This window comes from Kitasatospora sp. NPDC098652, assembly GCF_044760155.1.
GTDB lineage: Bacteria > Actinomycetota > Actinomycetes > Streptomycetales > Streptomycetaceae > Kitasatospora.
Map to the genome: position 1 here is coordinate 123,269 of NZ_JBIWAQ010000006.1, position 14,317 is coordinate 137,585.

The window sequence follows — 14,317 nt, forward strand, 5'->3', positions numbered from 1 at the left end:
ACCTGACGGTCGTCGCGCGGGCGGTGCTGTCATGGGCACAGTCGCCCGGCGAACGGCCGGGCCGGACCGGGAGAGCTTCCCCCATGATGCTCCGTCAGCGTCCCACCGTCGTCGCCGCGGTGATCGCCCTCGCCGCCGCCGGGCTCGCCACCGGCACCGCGCAGGCCGCCACGGCCGCCCACAAGCCGGGCAAGTCCGGTGCCACGGCCGCCAGTTGTTCGCAGGCGTACCTGCCGCTGCCCGACCCGTCCTGCACCCCCGGCGCGTACAACCCGGCGGTCACCCAGGCCACCATCGGCCAGACGATCTGCGTCTCCGGCTGGACCGCCACCGTGCGCCCGCCGACCAGCTACACCAACGCGTTGAAGACCCAGCAGATCGCCCAGTACGGCTACTCGGACACCAACCTCTCGGACTACGAGGAGGACCACTTCGTCCCGCTGGAGCTCGGCGGCGACCCGCGCGACCCGCGCAACCTGTGGCCCGAGCCGCGCTACGGCACCGAGCCCGCGCAGAGCAAGGACTCGGTCGAGACCAGATTGAAGAACGCGGTGTGCGGCCACAAGGTGACCCTGGACGCCGCCCGCAGCGCGATCGCCAGTGACTGGACCACCGCGCTCAGCCGCCTGGGGCTGTGACCCCGGGGGGTTGAAGGAAGCCGCCAGGTCCGTCCGGTCCCCTGTGCCGGACGGGCCTGGCGGCGGTCTGTCGGTACGTCAGTTGCACCCGGAGAAGGCCTCGCAGAGCGGGGCCGTCATGCCGGTGGCGACGTACTTGTCCTCGGGCGCCTTCCAGGCGTCCTTGGGCTGGGCGCCGCCCTTGGCGGTCGCCCAGACGGACAGCTCGGTGACCGCCCCGCCGCCCAGCACGACGTACTCGTGCAGGGTGGCGGTGGAGCCGTCGGGCTGCGGGGCCGTGACGGTGGCGGCGAAGTAGGGCGCGTCGGCCGCGCTGGTCACCTTGACCGTGGCGCCCGGCGCCGTCCGGGCGCAGTTCGTCACGGCCTCGACCAGACCGCGCCTGATCGCGTTGGCGGTCTGGGCGTTGCCGCTGCTGTGGGTCGGGTCGCCCCAGAAGTCCACGGTCTGCTGGGCCGTCCAGCGGTCCCCGCCGAAGCCGACGGCGGCCTTGGCCCGCGCCGCGCCGTCGGTGTACATGTACTCGTCGCCCTTGGGCGGCGCGGCGTGGCACAGCTCCATGCCCTTGAAGCCGATCGGCCCGGTGACCGGCTTGGCGTTGGCCGCCAGCGGGGCGAAGTGGTAGGTCTCGTCCATCGGGATGCTCTTGGTGTCCGCCCAGGCCTTGGCCGGGACGCCCTTGCCCTGGTCGGCGCCGGCGGTGGGCTTGGCGGTGCCGCCGGGCTGGGTCGTGCCGGTGGCGGGCGCCGCGCTGGTCGGCGCCGCCGGGGCGGCGCTGCGGCCGCCGTCCTGGCCGCCGTTGTCCGGTCCGCAGGCGCTCAGGGCGCCCGCGCAGAGCAGGGCGGCGGCGGTGACGGTGACCAGGCGGGTGCTGCTGCGCACGTGACGATCCCTCGGGTGTCCGGTGTCGTGGAGCGGGGCCGGGGCCGGCGGCGCGTCGGCCGCCCGACTCCGCCGCCCGGCCGACCCGTGAGCGCGGGCACTCGGCATGGCTGTTCCTCCCCCGTTGCTGCTGCCGTCAGGCCCCCTGGCTCCGCAGCTCACCGCAGGTCTGAGGAACGGTCAGAGCGGGTGCTGCGTCGACGGCGGACGAAACCTATGACACGGCGGCGCCGGTCGCAAAGCGGGATTCCGCCCGGCGCGCGGGCGAATGGGGCGGTTGCAGCGGACTGGTGGTGAACATGTGTGCAGCCGCGGCGGAACCTCTGTCCGGCGGGGGAGCGCCGTTCGGCCGGTCCGTGGGGGCCGGATCCCTTGGCGGGCCACGGATTCAGGGCCCCGGGGCCGGGAGCCGGCGGGTGGGCCGGGGCCGTTCGAGGCGGTGTCGGCCCGCCCCGAACGGGCTGCCGATGCCAAGGCTTCCTCCCGGCCGCCGGGCGGATGTGATCCCACCCACGGTCCGGGTCGGGGCAGGTCGCGCGGGGTGTCCGGCCCGGTGCGGCGGCGGGGTGTCCGGCCGGCCCGTTATGGCTGCGGGGTGTCGGGCCCGGTGCGGCGGCGGGGTGTCCGGCCGGCCCGTTATGGCTGCGGGGTGTCGGGCCCGGTGCGGCGGCGGGGTGTCCGGCCGGCCCGTTACGGCTGTGGGCGGGTGCCCGGGACGCCGAGTTGGGCGGCGAGCCAGGGGAGGGCCTGGGCGAAGGTGGCGGAGCCGGTCTGCCAGCTGTGCTTGCCGGAGCCGACGGCGGCGGTGGTGCGGATGCCGTCCTTCCTGGCGGCCGCCTCCAGGGCCTTGGCGGACTCGATCTGGCTGTGCTCCTCGTCGCCCTGCCCGAAGTAGCCGGAGACGCCCTGGTACTTGGGGTGGTGGGCGAGCACCGTCAGCGGGTCGTGGGCGGCCCAGGCCGCCGCGTCGCCGCCGTACAGCTCCTGGATGGTGTGGTCCTTGTCGCCGATGTACGGGCCCTTGTCGCCGGAGAAGTCGCCGAAGTGGGTGAAGACGTTCGGGTGCTCGACGACCAGGTCGACGGCGCAGGTGCCGCCCATCGACCAGCCGGCCACCCCCCACTTGTGGGGGTCGGTGGCGGCGTTGAAGGTCTTCTGGACGTACGGGGGGACGTCCTTGAGCAGGTGGCTCTCGGAGTTGCCGTGCGGGCCGTCCACGCACTCGGTGTCCACCCGGAAGCCGCCGGTGGCGTCGACGAAGACCAGGATCGGGGCGAAGCCGTTGTGCTTCGCGGCGAACTCGTCGGCGGTCCGCACCGCGTTGCCCGAACGGATCCAGTTGTCGGGCGCCGCGAACTCGCCGCCGATCATCTCCAGCACCGGCAGCTTCGGCCGGGTCTTGCTGCGGAACCAGGCGGGCGGCAGGTAGACCAGCTCCTGGCGGTGGGTGAAGCCGCTCGCGGTGTCCGGGATGTCGACCTGGACGATGCGGCCGGTCGTCGTCTTCCCGTGGATCGAGGAGACCTCGGCCAGGGTGATCTGGTCCGGCAGCGGCTGCCCGCTGAGCTCGCCGATCGCGTCGTCGACCGTCGGGTAGTAGCCGGTGGCGATGTTCACGCTGTTCGCGGCGCAGAACAGCGCCAGCAGGACGGTCGGCGCCACCAGCGCCCGCCGCCACCACCGCGCGCCGCGCCAGCCGAAGCCCAGGACGGCGAGCGCCGCGATCGCCACCCCGCTCCACAGCCACACCCCGAACGGGATCGGGTCGGTGATCCCGGACAGGGTGAGGACGGCGAGGGCGAGCAGCGCGGTGACCACCAGCGCCGTACCCAGCGCGATCGGCCCCCACTTGCGCTGCCACGCCCGGTCCCGCAGGCCCACCGCGGTCAGGAACAGGGCGAGGGCGGCGGCCTGGACGGTCCAGGGGAACCAGCCGTCGAGCAGCGAGACGTTCATGCGCGGAGGCTAGGGGCGGTGGATGAGAAGGGGCTGAGAGGCTGACCGTTCGCTGGTGGTTCGCTGACCGCCACCTGGGGGTGCGGGGCGTGGCCGCCGTCGCCACCGTCGCGGCAGCACCCGTCCGCTGCCGGGCGCCGGGCCGACATCCGGACGGGACGGCTCTCAGCCGGCCGGACAGGCTTCGATCAGCGCATCGACCACAACGCCGATCGAGGGACGCGCGGTCGAGGTGGAACGCCAGACGGCGAAGACCCGGCGCCGCGGGGCGTCCACCAGGGGCACGAACCGTACCGGAGCGGCGGCCGGTTCACGTCCCAGGCGCGGGATGATGGCGATTCCCAGTCCTGCCGCGACCAGCGCCAACTGCGTGGGGTGTTCCGAGGCGGTGTGGGCGATGCGGGCACGCTTGATGTTGCGCACCAGCCATGCGTGGCACAGCTGCCCGTCGCTCGAGGTGATCCAGTGCTCATCACCGAGGTCGGCCAAGCTCAGCGTCGGGCGGCCGGCGAGCCGATGGTCCGGGGGCAGGGCGATGTCGTAGGTGTCGTCGAGGAGGGCGCGGTGGTCCAGCCCCTGGGGCAGGGCGAGCGGATCACCGGTCCAGTCCTCGACGACGGCCAGGTCGAGCAGCCCGCGCCGCACCGCCGGGACGGCTTCGTACGGTTCCTGCTCCCGCGCCGACACCGTCAGGTCCGGGTACCGGGCCCGCAGGGCCCGCAGGGCCGACGGGAGCAGCGCGCGGGCGGCGGTGGGGAAGGCCGCGATCGTGAGGTTGCCGGTCACCAGTCCGTGGTGCTGCGCCATCGTCGCCATGACGCGTTCCACGTGCGCGAGCAGTTCCGCGGCCTCCCCGGCGAGCAGGGTGCCGGCCTCGGTCAGGCGAATGCCCCGGCCCTGACGTTCCGCCAGGTGGGCGCCGGTCTCCTGCTCCAGTCGCGCCATCTGCTGCGAGACCGCCGACGTGGTGACGTGCAGGAGCCGGGCCGCGCCCACGACGGATCCGGTCGTCGCCACCGCGTGCAGCACCCGCAAGCGTTCGAGGTTCAACATCTCAGTGATGCTACGAGGTGCAGTCAAGAAACATTCACTTGTGCTGTCCGGTGATCGCACCCAGAGTGGGCGCGTGCAACAGGCCATCGCGAATGGCGACGGGGGTATGCCGAGTGACGTCTCGGCGTGCACGTCATTCGGCCTTCTGTACGCGTCCGGCCGAACGGAACGGGGAGATCCGGCGCGCAGCATCCTCCGCGAGACCACGGATCCTGCGGCGGCCGCTGCCGCCACCCCGGCCGGCGGTGCCGCTCCTGCCTCAGCCGCCGACCCGTCAGTCGGCGGGTGGGGCAGGACGGGCACCCCGGAGGTCGCGCGGGACGGCCCGGGAGGCGGCTGGGAGCGGGGTCGCGCTCGGACGGTGCACTCGGTGTGCGGGCGGGGTGCCGCGCTCGGACGGTGTGCTCGGTGTGCGGGGTGCCGCGCTCCCCGACGGTGCGGTGAGCGCGTGCTCCCAGCGGATGCAGTCGTCCGCTACAGCCGGGTGCGGGCGTAGGCGGCGAGGCGGGCGAGGGCGGCGTGGGCGGGCGGGCCCCAGGTGGCCTTGCCGCCCGGGCGGCCGTGGCGGCCGGCCTCGCCGATGTGGACGCCGCCGAGGGCGCGCATGACGGCCCAGCCGCGGGCGCGGCGCAGGGTGGCCCGGTCCGGGGCCGGGCGGTAGGCCCGGTGGAAGAGCTCGGCCCCGCCGTCCGGGAGGAGGGACCAGGCGGCGGCGAGGTCGCTCGCCGGGTCGCCCGCGCAGAGTTCGCCGAAGTCGACGACGCCGCAGAGGGTGCCGTCGGCGGTGAGGACGTTGGCCGGGTGGAGGTCGCCGTGGATCCACAGGGCCGGGCCGGTCCAGTCGGGTGCGGTGACGGCGTCCTCCCAGACGGCGCGGACTGCGTCCGGGTCGGGGATCAGCCCCATGGCGGCGGCCGAGGCCAGCCCCGCGGTGACGTGCTCGGCCTGGGCGGCCAGTGGCTCGCCCCGGGCGCCGGTGGGGGCGGAGGCGGGGGCGGGCCGGTGCAGGGCGGTCAGGAAGGCGGCCAGGGTTCCGGCCGCGGCGGCGGCGCGGGTGACGGGGGCGCGGTCGGCGGGCGTGCCCGGGACCCAGGTGGTGACCAGCCAGGGGTGGGGGAAGCGCTCGGAGGGCTCGCCGAGGCGCCGGGGTGCCGGGATCGGCAGCGGGAGGGGCTGCGGGAGGGCGGGCAGCCAGGCGTGTTCCTTGCGCAGCAGGGCCCCTGCCGACTCCGTCTCCCAGGGCACCCGGACGGCGAGGTCCTCGCCGAGCCGCCACATCTGGTTGGTCCAGCCGAGCGCACCGAGCCGCAGCGGGAGCTCGGCCAGGTCGGGGTGCTGGTCGCGCAGGAGCTGCCGGACCAGCTCCTCGGTGATCTCGATCTCGGTACGGGGCATGGAGGGAAGGGTAGTTGGGTGCCCCGAGACGGCCCACGCCTAGGTGGACGGAACCGTGGACGCCGTCCAACTGGCCAGGACCCGGAGGGACTGCGCGGTGGGGGAGTTCGGCTCGACGTTGTAGACGCACAGCGTCTGCTCCGCGTCGCCCGGCACCTGGAAGGACTCGTAGGAGAAGTGCAGCTCCCCGACCAGGGGGTGGTGGTAGTGCTTGGCGCCGTGGGTGCGGCGCAGTACCCGGTGGTCGTTCCACCAGCCGGTGAACTCCGGTACCTGGAGCGTGAGTTCGCCGACCAGATCGGCCAGCCGGCGGTCCTGGGGATAGCGACCCGCCTCGAACCGGAGCATGGCCACCGTCTCGGCGGCGAGCCGCTCCCAATCACCCACCGTCTCCCGGGCCTTGGGGTCCAGCAGGTAGTAGCGGGCCAGGTTGCGGCGGTTGGCGGGCAGGGCGTCGAAGTCGGTGAGGACCTCCCGGGCGAGCCGGTTGGAGGCCAGGACGTCGGTGCGTCGGCCGAGGATGAAGGCCGGGACGCGGTCGAGCGTCTCCAGCATCAAGTACAGCCCCGGGCGTACCCGTTGGGCCGTGGCCGGGGCGCGGCGGGTGGTGGGCCGGGGGTCGGAGTGGAGCAGGTCGGTGAGGTGCTCCCGCTCGGTGTCGTCCAGGCGCAGGGCGCGGGTGATCGCGTCGACGACCTCGGGGGACGGGTTGAGGGCCCGCCCCTGCTCCAGGCGGGTGTAGTACTCGGTGCTCACCCCGGCCAGCCGGGCCACCTCGTCCCGGCGCAGCCCGGGCACCCGGCGGACCCGCCCGTCGGCGGGCAGCCCGGCGGCCTCGGGGGTGACCCGGGCGCGGCGGGAGCGGAGGAAGCCGGCGATCTCCTTGGTGCGGTCCATGACTCCATTGTCGGTGCGGTGGCGCGGTGGCGGGCGGTCCTGGGTGGCCCTGGCAGTACCTGCCTGGACAGGGCCAGCTATGGCGTCCCGAGGGGCCGGCGCGGGGGCTGTACTGGATCTGTGGCCGACCGGGAACGGCGGCCGAATCCCACATCCCTGGAGCGTAAGAGCCATGTCCACGAACACCACCTCCCTTCCGCTCGCCGGCCGCGTCGCCGTCGTCACCGGGGCTTCGAGCGGCATCGGTGCGGCCTCGGCCGAGAAGCTGGCGGCGCTGGGCGCCCGGGTCGTCGTCCTGGCGCGGCGGGCGGAGCGGCTGGCCGAACTGGTCGAGCGGATCGAGAAGAACGGCGGCAGCGCGGTGGCGATCGCCGCCGACGTGACGGACGTCGAGGCGATGCAGGCCGCCGCGGCGCGGGTGGCGGCCGAGTTCGGCGGTGCCGACCTGCTGCTGAACAACGCCGGGGTCATGCTGCCCGCCCCGATCGAGGAGCTGGCGACCGCGCAGTGGAAGCAGCAGATCGACCTCAACATCACCGGCCTGATGAACGCGATCGGCGTGTTCACCCCGCAGCTGGTGAAGGCGGCCGCCGAGCGCGGCGTGGCCGACCTGATCAATACGTCGTCCATCGCGGCGCAGAACATCTTCCCGACCTTCGCGGTGTACTCCGGCACGAAGGCGTACGTCAGCCACCTGTCCCGGACGCTGCGGGCCGAGCTGGGGGCGAAGAAGGTCCGGGTGTCGGCGGTCGAGCCCGGCATCGTCGGGACGGAGCTGCAGAGCCACGTCACCGACCAGGGCGCGCTGGACTGGCTGGAGGGCGCGAAGGCCGCCATGGAGTGGCTCACCCCGGAGGACGTCGCGGAGACCGTCGGCTTCATCGCCACCCTGCCGCCCCGGGTCAACCTCCAGCAGGTCACGGTGATGCCCACCGGCCAGCCCAGCTGAGCCGCAAGCCCCTGCCATGGGCGGCCCCGCGCAGCGTGCGCGGGGCCGCCCGTGGTGTTTCAGGGGGTGGTGGGGAAGTCGTCCGAGCGGATGCCGGCGATGAAGGACCGCCAGCCGTCGGGGGAGAAGGTGAGCGCGGGGCCGTGCGGGTCCTTGCTGTCGCGGACGGCGACAGAGCTGACCAGTTGGCCGAACTCGACGCAGTTGTCGTTCGGGTTGCTGGCACTCGACTTGCGCCAGGCGATGGGGAGTGTCGAGGCGACTTCGACGCAGTCCCCGCCGGAGGGGTTGCTGTAGCTGCTCTTTCGCCATTCAAGGCCGACTGACACGGGCAGGACCTCCCGAGGCTTGGTGTGGGCTGCCCGCGCAGCCCGGGCAGCCCACGCTACTGGGTCAGTTGGTGGCCGGGAAGTCGCCTGCTCGGAGACCAGCCACGAACGCCTGCCAGGCCTCTGGGGTGAAGCTGAGTGCGGGGCCGTGGGGGTCCTTGCTGTCACGGACCGGGACTATGTCGTCGAGTCCGTCGGCGATCTCGATGCAGTCACCCTGACCGTTGCTGTAGGTGCTCTTGCGCCAACTGGCCTTCTGGAATTCGTGATTCACGGGGAGTACTCCTCTGCGACTTCCCTCAACCATGCGATGGACCTCTCGGGCTGGACCGACGACGCCATAAGGCGGTGGAAGGCATCCTCGTGGCGGGCGATCTCGTGAGGCCGTTCCGAGTAGATGCTGCTGGTGGTTGCCTCGGAGTACGCCACGCTGCCGGGGATGTCGTTGAACGAGAGGATGGAGAAAGAAGCGCCCATGGCCGCGTGTGCACCGGCGGAGAACGGCAGAACCTGAATGGTGATGTGTGGGTGCTCATCCGCCATCGTGGCAAGGTGATTCAACTGATCAGCCATGGTCCGGCTGCCGCCGACCGGTCGCCGTATGACGGCCTCGCCGATGATTGCCCACAGCTGAGGTGGCTCGCGGCGATCGAGGATCTGCTGACGATCCATCCGCAGGGCGACCCGTCGATCCACTTCTTCGGCGGATTCAGTGGGGTTCATCGCACGGATCACGTGCCGCGCATATTCCTCGGTCTGTAGAAGCCCCGGAACCAGCTCGCACTGATAGGTCTCGATCTTCGCGGCGTCGGACTCGAAGCCCACGTAGGCGCGGAACCAATCCGGCAATGCCTCGCCGTACGCGTGCCACCAACCTTGCTGGCGGCTCTGGCGCGTCAGGCTGAGGAAGTGCTTCACCTCATCGGCCGACGTGACGCCGTAGTGGGCCAAGAGCTTCGCGGCGTCGCGCTCTTGTAGCGGCACGAGCCCGCTCTCGATGCGGCTCAGTTTCGACGCGGACCAACCCAACGCGGAGGCCACGTCCTTGGCGTTCATCTCGCGCGACGCGCGCAACTTGCCGAGCTCGCCGCCGAGCCTACGCCGCAGCACGGTCGGACTGCTCATGCGTCACACTCCCTGGCCGATCGCTTCCTTGCATAGTTTGCCATCACTCCCGGAGTCCAATCTCGGTTCATGATCGAGCAATTGCATGGTGCGAGCAGTTGCATGCAATTGCTTCGCCAGGGCATGCTACAGGGAGTAGTCCTTCGGGTCGTCTGGGTGATCACGACGGTCTGCCGCCGGGCATTCCTTTGCCTCCGCCCGGTCGTCGCATGGCTTCAACCCCTCTTCCTGGAAGATGACTTCGCCATGTCTCGAACCTCCTCCACCATCTGGCTCCCGCGCAGCCGTCGCTCCCCCGCGATCGCGCGCCAGCGGCTCGCCGTTCTCCTCTCCTCCACCCCGAGCGGCGACCGCTTCCTCGACTCCGGGCTCGTCGTGGCCACCGAGTTCGTCACCAACGCCGTCCTGCACGGCACCCCGATCGGCCACCTCATCTACTTCGCCCTCGACGTCGACTCCACCCGCCTCCGTATCGAGGTCCACGACGCCCGGGGCGACCGCCTCCCCTCCCTCTCCTCGCCCGGTCTCGACGGCGAGACCGGGCGAGGCCTCCACCTCGTCGACTCCCTCACCAAGCGCTGGGGCTGCTGCCCGCGCCGGCCCATCGGCAAGGTCGTGTGGGGCGAGGTGGCCGCGTGATTGACCTGCTCCGCGACTTCTGGTTCCAGCACTGCTCCCGTGCCCCCGTCGCCCGGCTCCTCCGGGCCGAACGTCGGCGACTCGACATCGAGTTGGCCCGTCGGTTGCCCTGCGCCTCCGCTGCCGTCCGACGGCAGCTGCTCGCCGCGATCGGCGACGCCGAATCCGCCTGACCGTTCCCCGTCTCCCCGCATGCTAGGTTTGAACGCGTTCAAACGAATGGGGGAGGCATGGCCGTGGTGCCCGCGAGTGCGCGGTGGTCGGCCGGGATGGCGAGTGCGGTGTTCCTGGTGCCGCTGATACTCATCGCGCCGACGTACGAGGTCGGCCTGTGGCTCTTCCTCGCCGCCGTCGGACTGCTGACCGCCGCCGTCTGCTCCGTCCCGTCCTTCTACCGGCGCCAGGACCGGTTCCGCGTCGCCTGCGCCGCAGCCGGGTTCACGGTGGCCGGGGTGTGGCTGCCGCTGCTGATCCTCGGCCTCCTCGCCGTGCTCTCCCTGGGCGGATGGCCCTGGTTCCTGGCGTTCCTGTTCATGCCGGTAGCGGCGATCAGCGCGCTGATCGCCGCCTTCCAGCGGGCACGGGGGCCGGAGCACGGGCGGGCGGCGGTTGCCCTCGGCCGGGTCGCCGCAGTGGTCTCGGTGGCCGGCTGGTTCGTGCTGGCCCTCTAGCGGTTGTCCGAGCCGTCCTCCTCGGGTGAGCCTGCGGAGCTGCACTCTTTAATCACTGCCCGGTCGGGTGCTGTGTGGGTACCGTCGGCCCGTGATCGATCACGGAATCGCTTTCCCCTACTACCGGCTCCACGTCGTGCCCGCCGTCGTGTCCCTGGCCAGCCCGACCTGGCAGCGGGAAGTGTGGCTCGACCGCGGGCAGTTGGAGGATCTCGACCACGTCGTGCACGTGCTCTTCGACGACTTCTGCGACGCGCGCGAGCCCGCGGGCCATCTCGGTCTGAGCCTGCGCACCGAGCAGGAGGTCGAGCTGATGGCCCGGCTCGGCGCCGCCTGCAGCGCCGTACAGGACGCGGTCGGCGCCCGGGCTCCCGACGAGGCCTTCCTGGACGCCTCCGGCTGGCCCGATGTCGTCTCGGCGGCGGCCCGGCTGGCTCAGGTGATGCTGAACAACGACTACCTGGCCCTGGCGAACCTGCACGAGGCCGGCCACGCCCGGCCGCCCGGCACTCCGTAGGGGCGGTCAGTACGGGATCGGGCGGTTCTCCCGCACCCACAGCTGTTCGGCCTCGCTGTTGGACGGGGGCGGGGAGATCCCGTCCATCATCCACAGGTCGCGGGGAGTCTCGTCGACGTGGAACTCGCAGTACAGGCCGCGGTCGGTGGTGTGGGGCGCGAGGACGGCGGCGAGCGCCTCCCGGGTGCGCTTGCGCAGGTCGGGGTCCTCGGTGTGGCGGGCGATGTGCTCGACCACGATCCGTACCGCGTCCTGGGTGGGCCGGTCGCCGACGTGGAAGTCGTCGGCGCCGATCTCGTGGAACAGCGTCATCACGTAGAACTTCGGCAGCCCGAAGCGGGTGTAGATGCCGGTGATGTCGGCGGCCATCCGCTGCTTCTGCTCGGGGCTGTAGGTGCCGCGAGGGTGGTAGACGTGCCACAGGGGCATGGGTGTGCTCCTCCGTGAGGGCGATGGGGTCCGGAATCAGCGGCGGAAGGGGACGGTCAGGCCCTCCACCGGCCCGGCGAGCGCGGCCTTGAACGACCGGGAGACGTCGTCGACGAGGACCTCGCGGTCGCCGCGCTCGATGCCGTCCAGCACGATGCGGGCCACCTCGTCGGCCGGGAGCTTGTCGACGGGCAGGGCGGCCACCATCTCGGTGTCGGCGAAGCCCAGGTGCACGCCGACGACCTGGGTGTGCTGGGCGGCGAGCTCCAGGCGCAGCGAGTTGGTGAGCGACCAGAAGGCCGCCTTGGAGGCGCCGTACGCGCCCGCGCCCGCGCCCCAGGAGAGCGCGGAGTGGATGTCGACGAGTGCCCCGCCGCCGCGGGCGGCCAGGACGGGCGCGAAGGCGCGGGCGATGCGCAGCGGGCCCAGGACGTTGGTGTCGAAGGTGTCCTGGACGTGCCGCAGGTCGGTGGTCAGCAGAGCGCCCGGGTGCAGGACGCCGGCGTTGTTGAAGACGATGTCGACGTCCTGCACCCGCTCGGCCAGGGCGGCGACCGAGGCGTCGGAGGTGACGTCCAGGGGGAGGGCCTCGACCCGGGCGTCCTCGCTGGGGGAGGGGGTGCGGGCGGTGGCGTAGACCTTCGTCGCGCCGCGTGCCAGCAGTTCCCCGACGAACGCCCGGCCGAGGCCGCGGAGGCCTCCGGTGACCAGGGCGGTGGAGCCTTCGATCACGGTCATGTGCGTGTTCCTCGCTCTCCGGAAGGGCGGTGCCCCGGTGTCGGGGCGTCGCGGTTTTAGATTATGGGCATCATCTAAAATGGGCAAGGGAGGCCCGGGTGGGAGAGTTGGGAGCACCATCGGGGGACCGCTGGGACACCACCACAGGACGACGAAGGGAGCGCGGACATGCCCCGCGTCTCACGCGCCGAGGCCGAACGCCACCGTCAGGAGGTCATCGACCACACCGCCAGGCTGATCCGGGAGAAGGGCTCCGAGCAGGTCAGCGTCCCCCGGGCGATGGCCGCGGCCGGGCTCACCCACGGCGGCTTCTACCGGCACTTCTCGTCCAAGGACGACCTCGTCGCCCAGGCCCTCACCGCCGCCTTCGCCGAACGCCGCGAAGCCATGGACGCCCTCGTGGACGAGCTGGCGGACGGGCGTACGGACCACCAGGCGGACGGCCCTGCGGGCGAGGGCGAGCCGCGCACCCCCCGCGCCGAGTTCCTCGCCCGCTACCTCTCCACCCTCCACCGCGACCACCCCGGCCAGGGCTGCGCCGCCGCCGCGCTGGCCGCCGACGCGGCCCGAGCCGAACCCGGCGCCCCGCTGCGCACCGCCTTCACGGCCGGACTGCGCGACCTGGTCGACGGCTTCCAGCAGCTGCCCGACCCGGCCGGGCGCGAGGCGGCACTCGCCGACCTGTCGACGATGGTCGGCGCACTGATGCTCGCCCGGGCGAGCGACGATCCGGGCCTGTCCGCCGAGCTCCTCGCCGCGGCCCGGCACCGCCTGACCGCGACGGGCGAGGGCGCGCCGCCGGCGTAGGGCTTGGGACTGTCCGGCCTGCGGCCTGCGGCCTGCGCACGAGAAGTCGACCAGGCCGACTTCTCGTGCCGCGCCCGCCGCCGCCCCCGCCTCCGATCTCAGCCCGCGAAGCGCTCCCGCAGGGCGGCCAGGCCGGTGGTGAAGACGCCGTGCACGCGCTCGGTGGACTCCTTGCGGTGCTCCGCCTCGATGTCGTACGTCACGCTCCACTCCACGAAGCTGGCGCCCAGCTCGGTCACCGGGGTGACCCGCAGGGTGGCGCGGTAGGCGTCGAAGTGGAAGGTGCCGTCGGGGAAGCTGTAGGTGTAGGCGCGGGCCTCGTCGTCGTAGGCGACCAGGGTCTCCCGCAGCACCACGCCGTCGAACTCGAACACCCGGACCGCGCCGATCGCGTTGCCCGTCAGCTCGTTGCCGAGCCGGCTCGCCGGCAGGTGGGGGTGCCACTCGCCGAGGGCGTGGAAGTCCCCGACCAGTTCCCAGACCCGCTCGGCCGGGGCCTCCACCACCGTGCTGACCGTCAGACCCGCCATCGCCGTCGCCGCCTCTCGTCCGCTGTTCCCGTCGGTCGGGCACCATCCTGGCGGTGCGTCAGGTGCGGGCGCCAGGGGGCGTGGCGTGGTCAGCGGTGGGCCAGTCGGCGCAGCAGTCGTACGGGGGCGCTCCAGCGCGCCGGGGAGTCCACGGCGGCGGCGCAGGCGCGGACGGCCCGGTCGAGGGAGTCCTCCAGCAGGGCGTCGTGCAGCCAGCGGAAGGCCAGCGGCCAGCTCAGCCGTCCCGGGCCGTGCAGTCGCATCGCGATGGTGTGGCGCAGCAGCGAACCGTCGTTCGCGGGCTGGACGGTGAACTCGTGGAACCCGTCGAACCCGCGCGGCCCGCTGAACCGGAACCGCACCCACCGGCCCGGCTGGTATCCGACGACCCGGTAGCGGACCGGCCCGTGTCCGCCGGCGGCGCCGACCGCGAGCGGGCCGTCGAGTCGCAGCGGGGGCCAGCAACTGCGGCGCGAACGGCAGGCCGGGCGGCGGGTGCGGCAGGCGGTGGAGGGGCTCGCCGAGCGGCTCGGCCCCGTGACGCCGCTGGACCTCGACCGGGTCACCCTCGCCGTCGTCGGCCTGCCGCTCGCCGTCGTCCGGGTCCACCTGCACGCGGGCACCCCGCTGCCCGCCCATGCGGAGGAGCTGGCCGAGCGCGGCGCCGTCGACCTGCTGGGTGGCGTCGGGACGGAGGGCCGAGCCGGACGGTAGGGCGGCCGCGGACGGGCGGAGGGGTCGAGTCGGTCGGTAGGGCGGCCG

General features: G+C 72.8%; 20 protein-coding genes. 8 read left to right on the forward strand and 12 right to left on the reverse strand.

What is annotated here, in order from left to right:
- Nucleotides 1–83: 83 nt before the first annotated feature.
- Nucleotides 84–638 carry a hypothetical protein gene (locus tag ACIQWA_RS15955; RefSeq protein WP_402482672.1) on the forward strand — a complete coding sequence of 185 codons (555 nt, stop codon included), beginning with the start codon at nt 84–86 and terminating at the stop codon, nt 636–638.
- Between the two features lie 78 nt (nt 639–716).
- Here ACIQWA_RS15955 and ACIQWA_RS15960 read toward each other — a convergent pair whose 3' ends face one another.
- The 5 genes from ACIQWA_RS15960 to ACIQWA_RS15980 all read right to left on the reverse strand — a co-directional run bounded on the left by ACIQWA_RS15960 (nt 717) and on the right by ACIQWA_RS15980 (nt 6,821).
- Entirely contained in the window at nt 717–1,520 is an 804-nt protein-coding gene (locus tag ACIQWA_RS15960; protein WP_402482674.1) for a hypothetical protein, read from the reverse strand.
- Between the two features lie 690 nt (nt 1,521–2,210).
- Complete coding sequence (locus ACIQWA_RS15965; protein WP_402482677.1) at nt 2,211–3,476, reverse strand: alpha/beta hydrolase; 1,266 nt, start codon at nt 3,474–3,476, stop codon at nt 2,211–2,213.
- A 165-nt stretch (nt 3,477–3,641) separates the two neighbouring features.
- Nucleotides 3,642–4,529: a LysR family transcriptional regulator gene (locus tag ACIQWA_RS15970; protein ID WP_402482679.1), complete on the reverse strand. Its 888-nt coding sequence runs from the start codon at nt 4,527–4,529 to the stop codon at nt 3,642–3,644.
- Between the two features lie 474 nt (nt 4,530–5,003).
- Complete coding sequence (locus tag ACIQWA_RS15975) at nt 5,004–5,924, reverse strand: aminoglycoside phosphotransferase family protein (RefSeq protein ID WP_402482682.1); 921 nt, start codon at nt 5,922–5,924, stop codon at nt 5,004–5,006.
- A 39-nt stretch (nt 5,925–5,963) separates the two neighbouring features.
- Complete coding sequence (locus ACIQWA_RS15980) at nt 5,964–6,821, reverse strand: helix-turn-helix transcriptional regulator (protein WP_402482684.1); 858 nt, start codon at nt 6,819–6,821, stop codon at nt 5,964–5,966.
- Nucleotides 6,822–6,993: 172 nt separating this feature from the next.
- Between ACIQWA_RS15980 and ACIQWA_RS15985 the strand changes: the two genes are divergently transcribed.
- The gene (locus tag ACIQWA_RS15985) at nt 6,994–7,770 is read left to right on the forward strand and encodes an SDR family oxidoreductase (protein ID WP_360234612.1); all 777 of its coding nucleotides are present in this window, start codon (nt 6,994–6,996) and stop codon (nt 7,768–7,770) included.
- A 59-nt stretch (nt 7,771–7,829) separates the two neighbouring features.
- Here the strand turns inward: ACIQWA_RS15985 and ACIQWA_RS15990 are convergent, their stop codons facing one another.
- The 3 genes from ACIQWA_RS15990 to ACIQWA_RS16000 form a co-directional block, all read right to left on the reverse strand.
- Nucleotides 7,830–8,099: a DUF397 domain-containing protein gene (locus ACIQWA_RS15990; protein WP_402482687.1), complete on the reverse strand. Its 270-nt coding sequence runs from the start codon at nt 8,097–8,099 to the stop codon at nt 7,830–7,832.
- Between the two features lie 64 nt (nt 8,100–8,163).
- Nucleotides 8,164–8,373 (reverse strand): DUF397 domain-containing protein, encoded by a 210-nt coding sequence (locus ACIQWA_RS15995; RefSeq protein WP_402482689.1) that lies wholly within the window; start codon nt 8,371–8,373, stop codon nt 8,164–8,166.
- Complete coding sequence (locus ACIQWA_RS16000) at nt 8,370–9,224, reverse strand: helix-turn-helix domain-containing protein (protein ID WP_402482692.1); 855 nt, start codon at nt 9,222–9,224, stop codon at nt 8,370–8,372. The genes ACIQWA_RS15995 and ACIQWA_RS16000 overlap by 4 nt, the downstream gene beginning before the upstream one ends.
- A gap of 246 nt (nt 9,225–9,470) precedes the next feature.
- Between ACIQWA_RS16000 and ACIQWA_RS16005 the strand changes: the two genes are divergently transcribed.
- The 4 genes from ACIQWA_RS16005 (at nt 9,471) to ACIQWA_RS16020 (ending at nt 11,051) form a co-directional block, all read left to right on the forward strand.
- Complete coding sequence (locus ACIQWA_RS16005) at nt 9,471–9,863, forward strand: ATP-binding protein (protein ID WP_402482695.1); 393 nt, start codon at nt 9,471–9,473, stop codon at nt 9,861–9,863.
- Complete coding sequence (locus tag ACIQWA_RS16010) at nt 9,860–10,036, forward strand: hypothetical protein (RefSeq protein ID WP_402482698.1); 177 nt, start codon at nt 9,860–9,862, stop codon at nt 10,034–10,036. Before ACIQWA_RS16005 ends, ACIQWA_RS16010 begins: the two co-directional genes overlap by 4 nt.
- A gap of 57 nt (nt 10,037–10,093) precedes the next feature.
- Complete coding sequence (locus tag ACIQWA_RS16015) at nt 10,094–10,534, forward strand: hypothetical protein (protein WP_402482701.1); 441 nt, start codon at nt 10,094–10,096, stop codon at nt 10,532–10,534.
- 91 nt (nt 10,535–10,625) lie between these two features.
- Complete coding sequence (locus ACIQWA_RS16020; RefSeq protein WP_402482704.1) at nt 10,626–11,051, forward strand: hypothetical protein; 426 nt, start codon at nt 10,626–10,628, stop codon at nt 11,049–11,051.
- 6 nt (nt 11,052–11,057) lie between these two features.
- On the opposite strand, the gene ACIQWA_RS16025 is transcribed toward ACIQWA_RS16020, so the two are convergent.
- Nucleotides 11,058–11,480: a tautomerase family protein gene (locus ACIQWA_RS16025; protein ID WP_360234653.1), complete on the reverse strand. Its 423-nt coding sequence runs from the start codon at nt 11,478–11,480 to the stop codon at nt 11,058–11,060.
- Between the two features lie 36 nt (nt 11,481–11,516).
- Nucleotides 11,517–12,218 (reverse strand): SDR family oxidoreductase, encoded by a 702-nt coding sequence (locus tag ACIQWA_RS16030; protein WP_402482707.1) that lies wholly within the window; start codon nt 12,216–12,218, stop codon nt 11,517–11,519.
- A gap of 168 nt (nt 12,219–12,386) precedes the next feature.
- Between ACIQWA_RS16030 and ACIQWA_RS16035 the strand changes: the two genes are divergently transcribed.
- A complete protein-coding gene (locus tag ACIQWA_RS16035; RefSeq protein ID WP_402482710.1) occupies nt 12,387–13,025 on the forward strand; it encodes a TetR/AcrR family transcriptional regulator in 639 nt (212 codons plus the stop codon).
- Between the two features lie 98 nt (nt 13,026–13,123).
- Here ACIQWA_RS16035 and ACIQWA_RS16040 read toward each other — a convergent pair whose 3' ends face one another.
- On the reverse strand, nt 13,124–13,555 hold the full coding sequence (locus tag ACIQWA_RS16040; protein WP_402482713.1) for an SRPBCC family protein: 432 nt from the start codon (nt 13,553–13,555) through the stop codon (nt 13,124–13,126).
- Nucleotides 13,556–13,644: 89 nt separating this feature from the next.
- Entirely contained in the window at nt 13,645–13,917 is a 273-nt protein-coding gene (locus ACIQWA_RS16045; protein WP_402482716.1) for a hypothetical protein, read from the reverse strand.
- Between the two features lie 133 nt (nt 13,918–14,050).
- Here ACIQWA_RS16045 and ACIQWA_RS16050 point away from each other — a divergent pair, with 133 nt between their 5' ends.
- Entirely contained in the window at nt 14,051–14,269 is a 219-nt protein-coding gene (locus ACIQWA_RS16050) for a hypothetical protein (protein ID WP_402482718.1), read from the forward strand.
- Nucleotides 14,270–14,317: the final 48 nt, after the last annotated feature.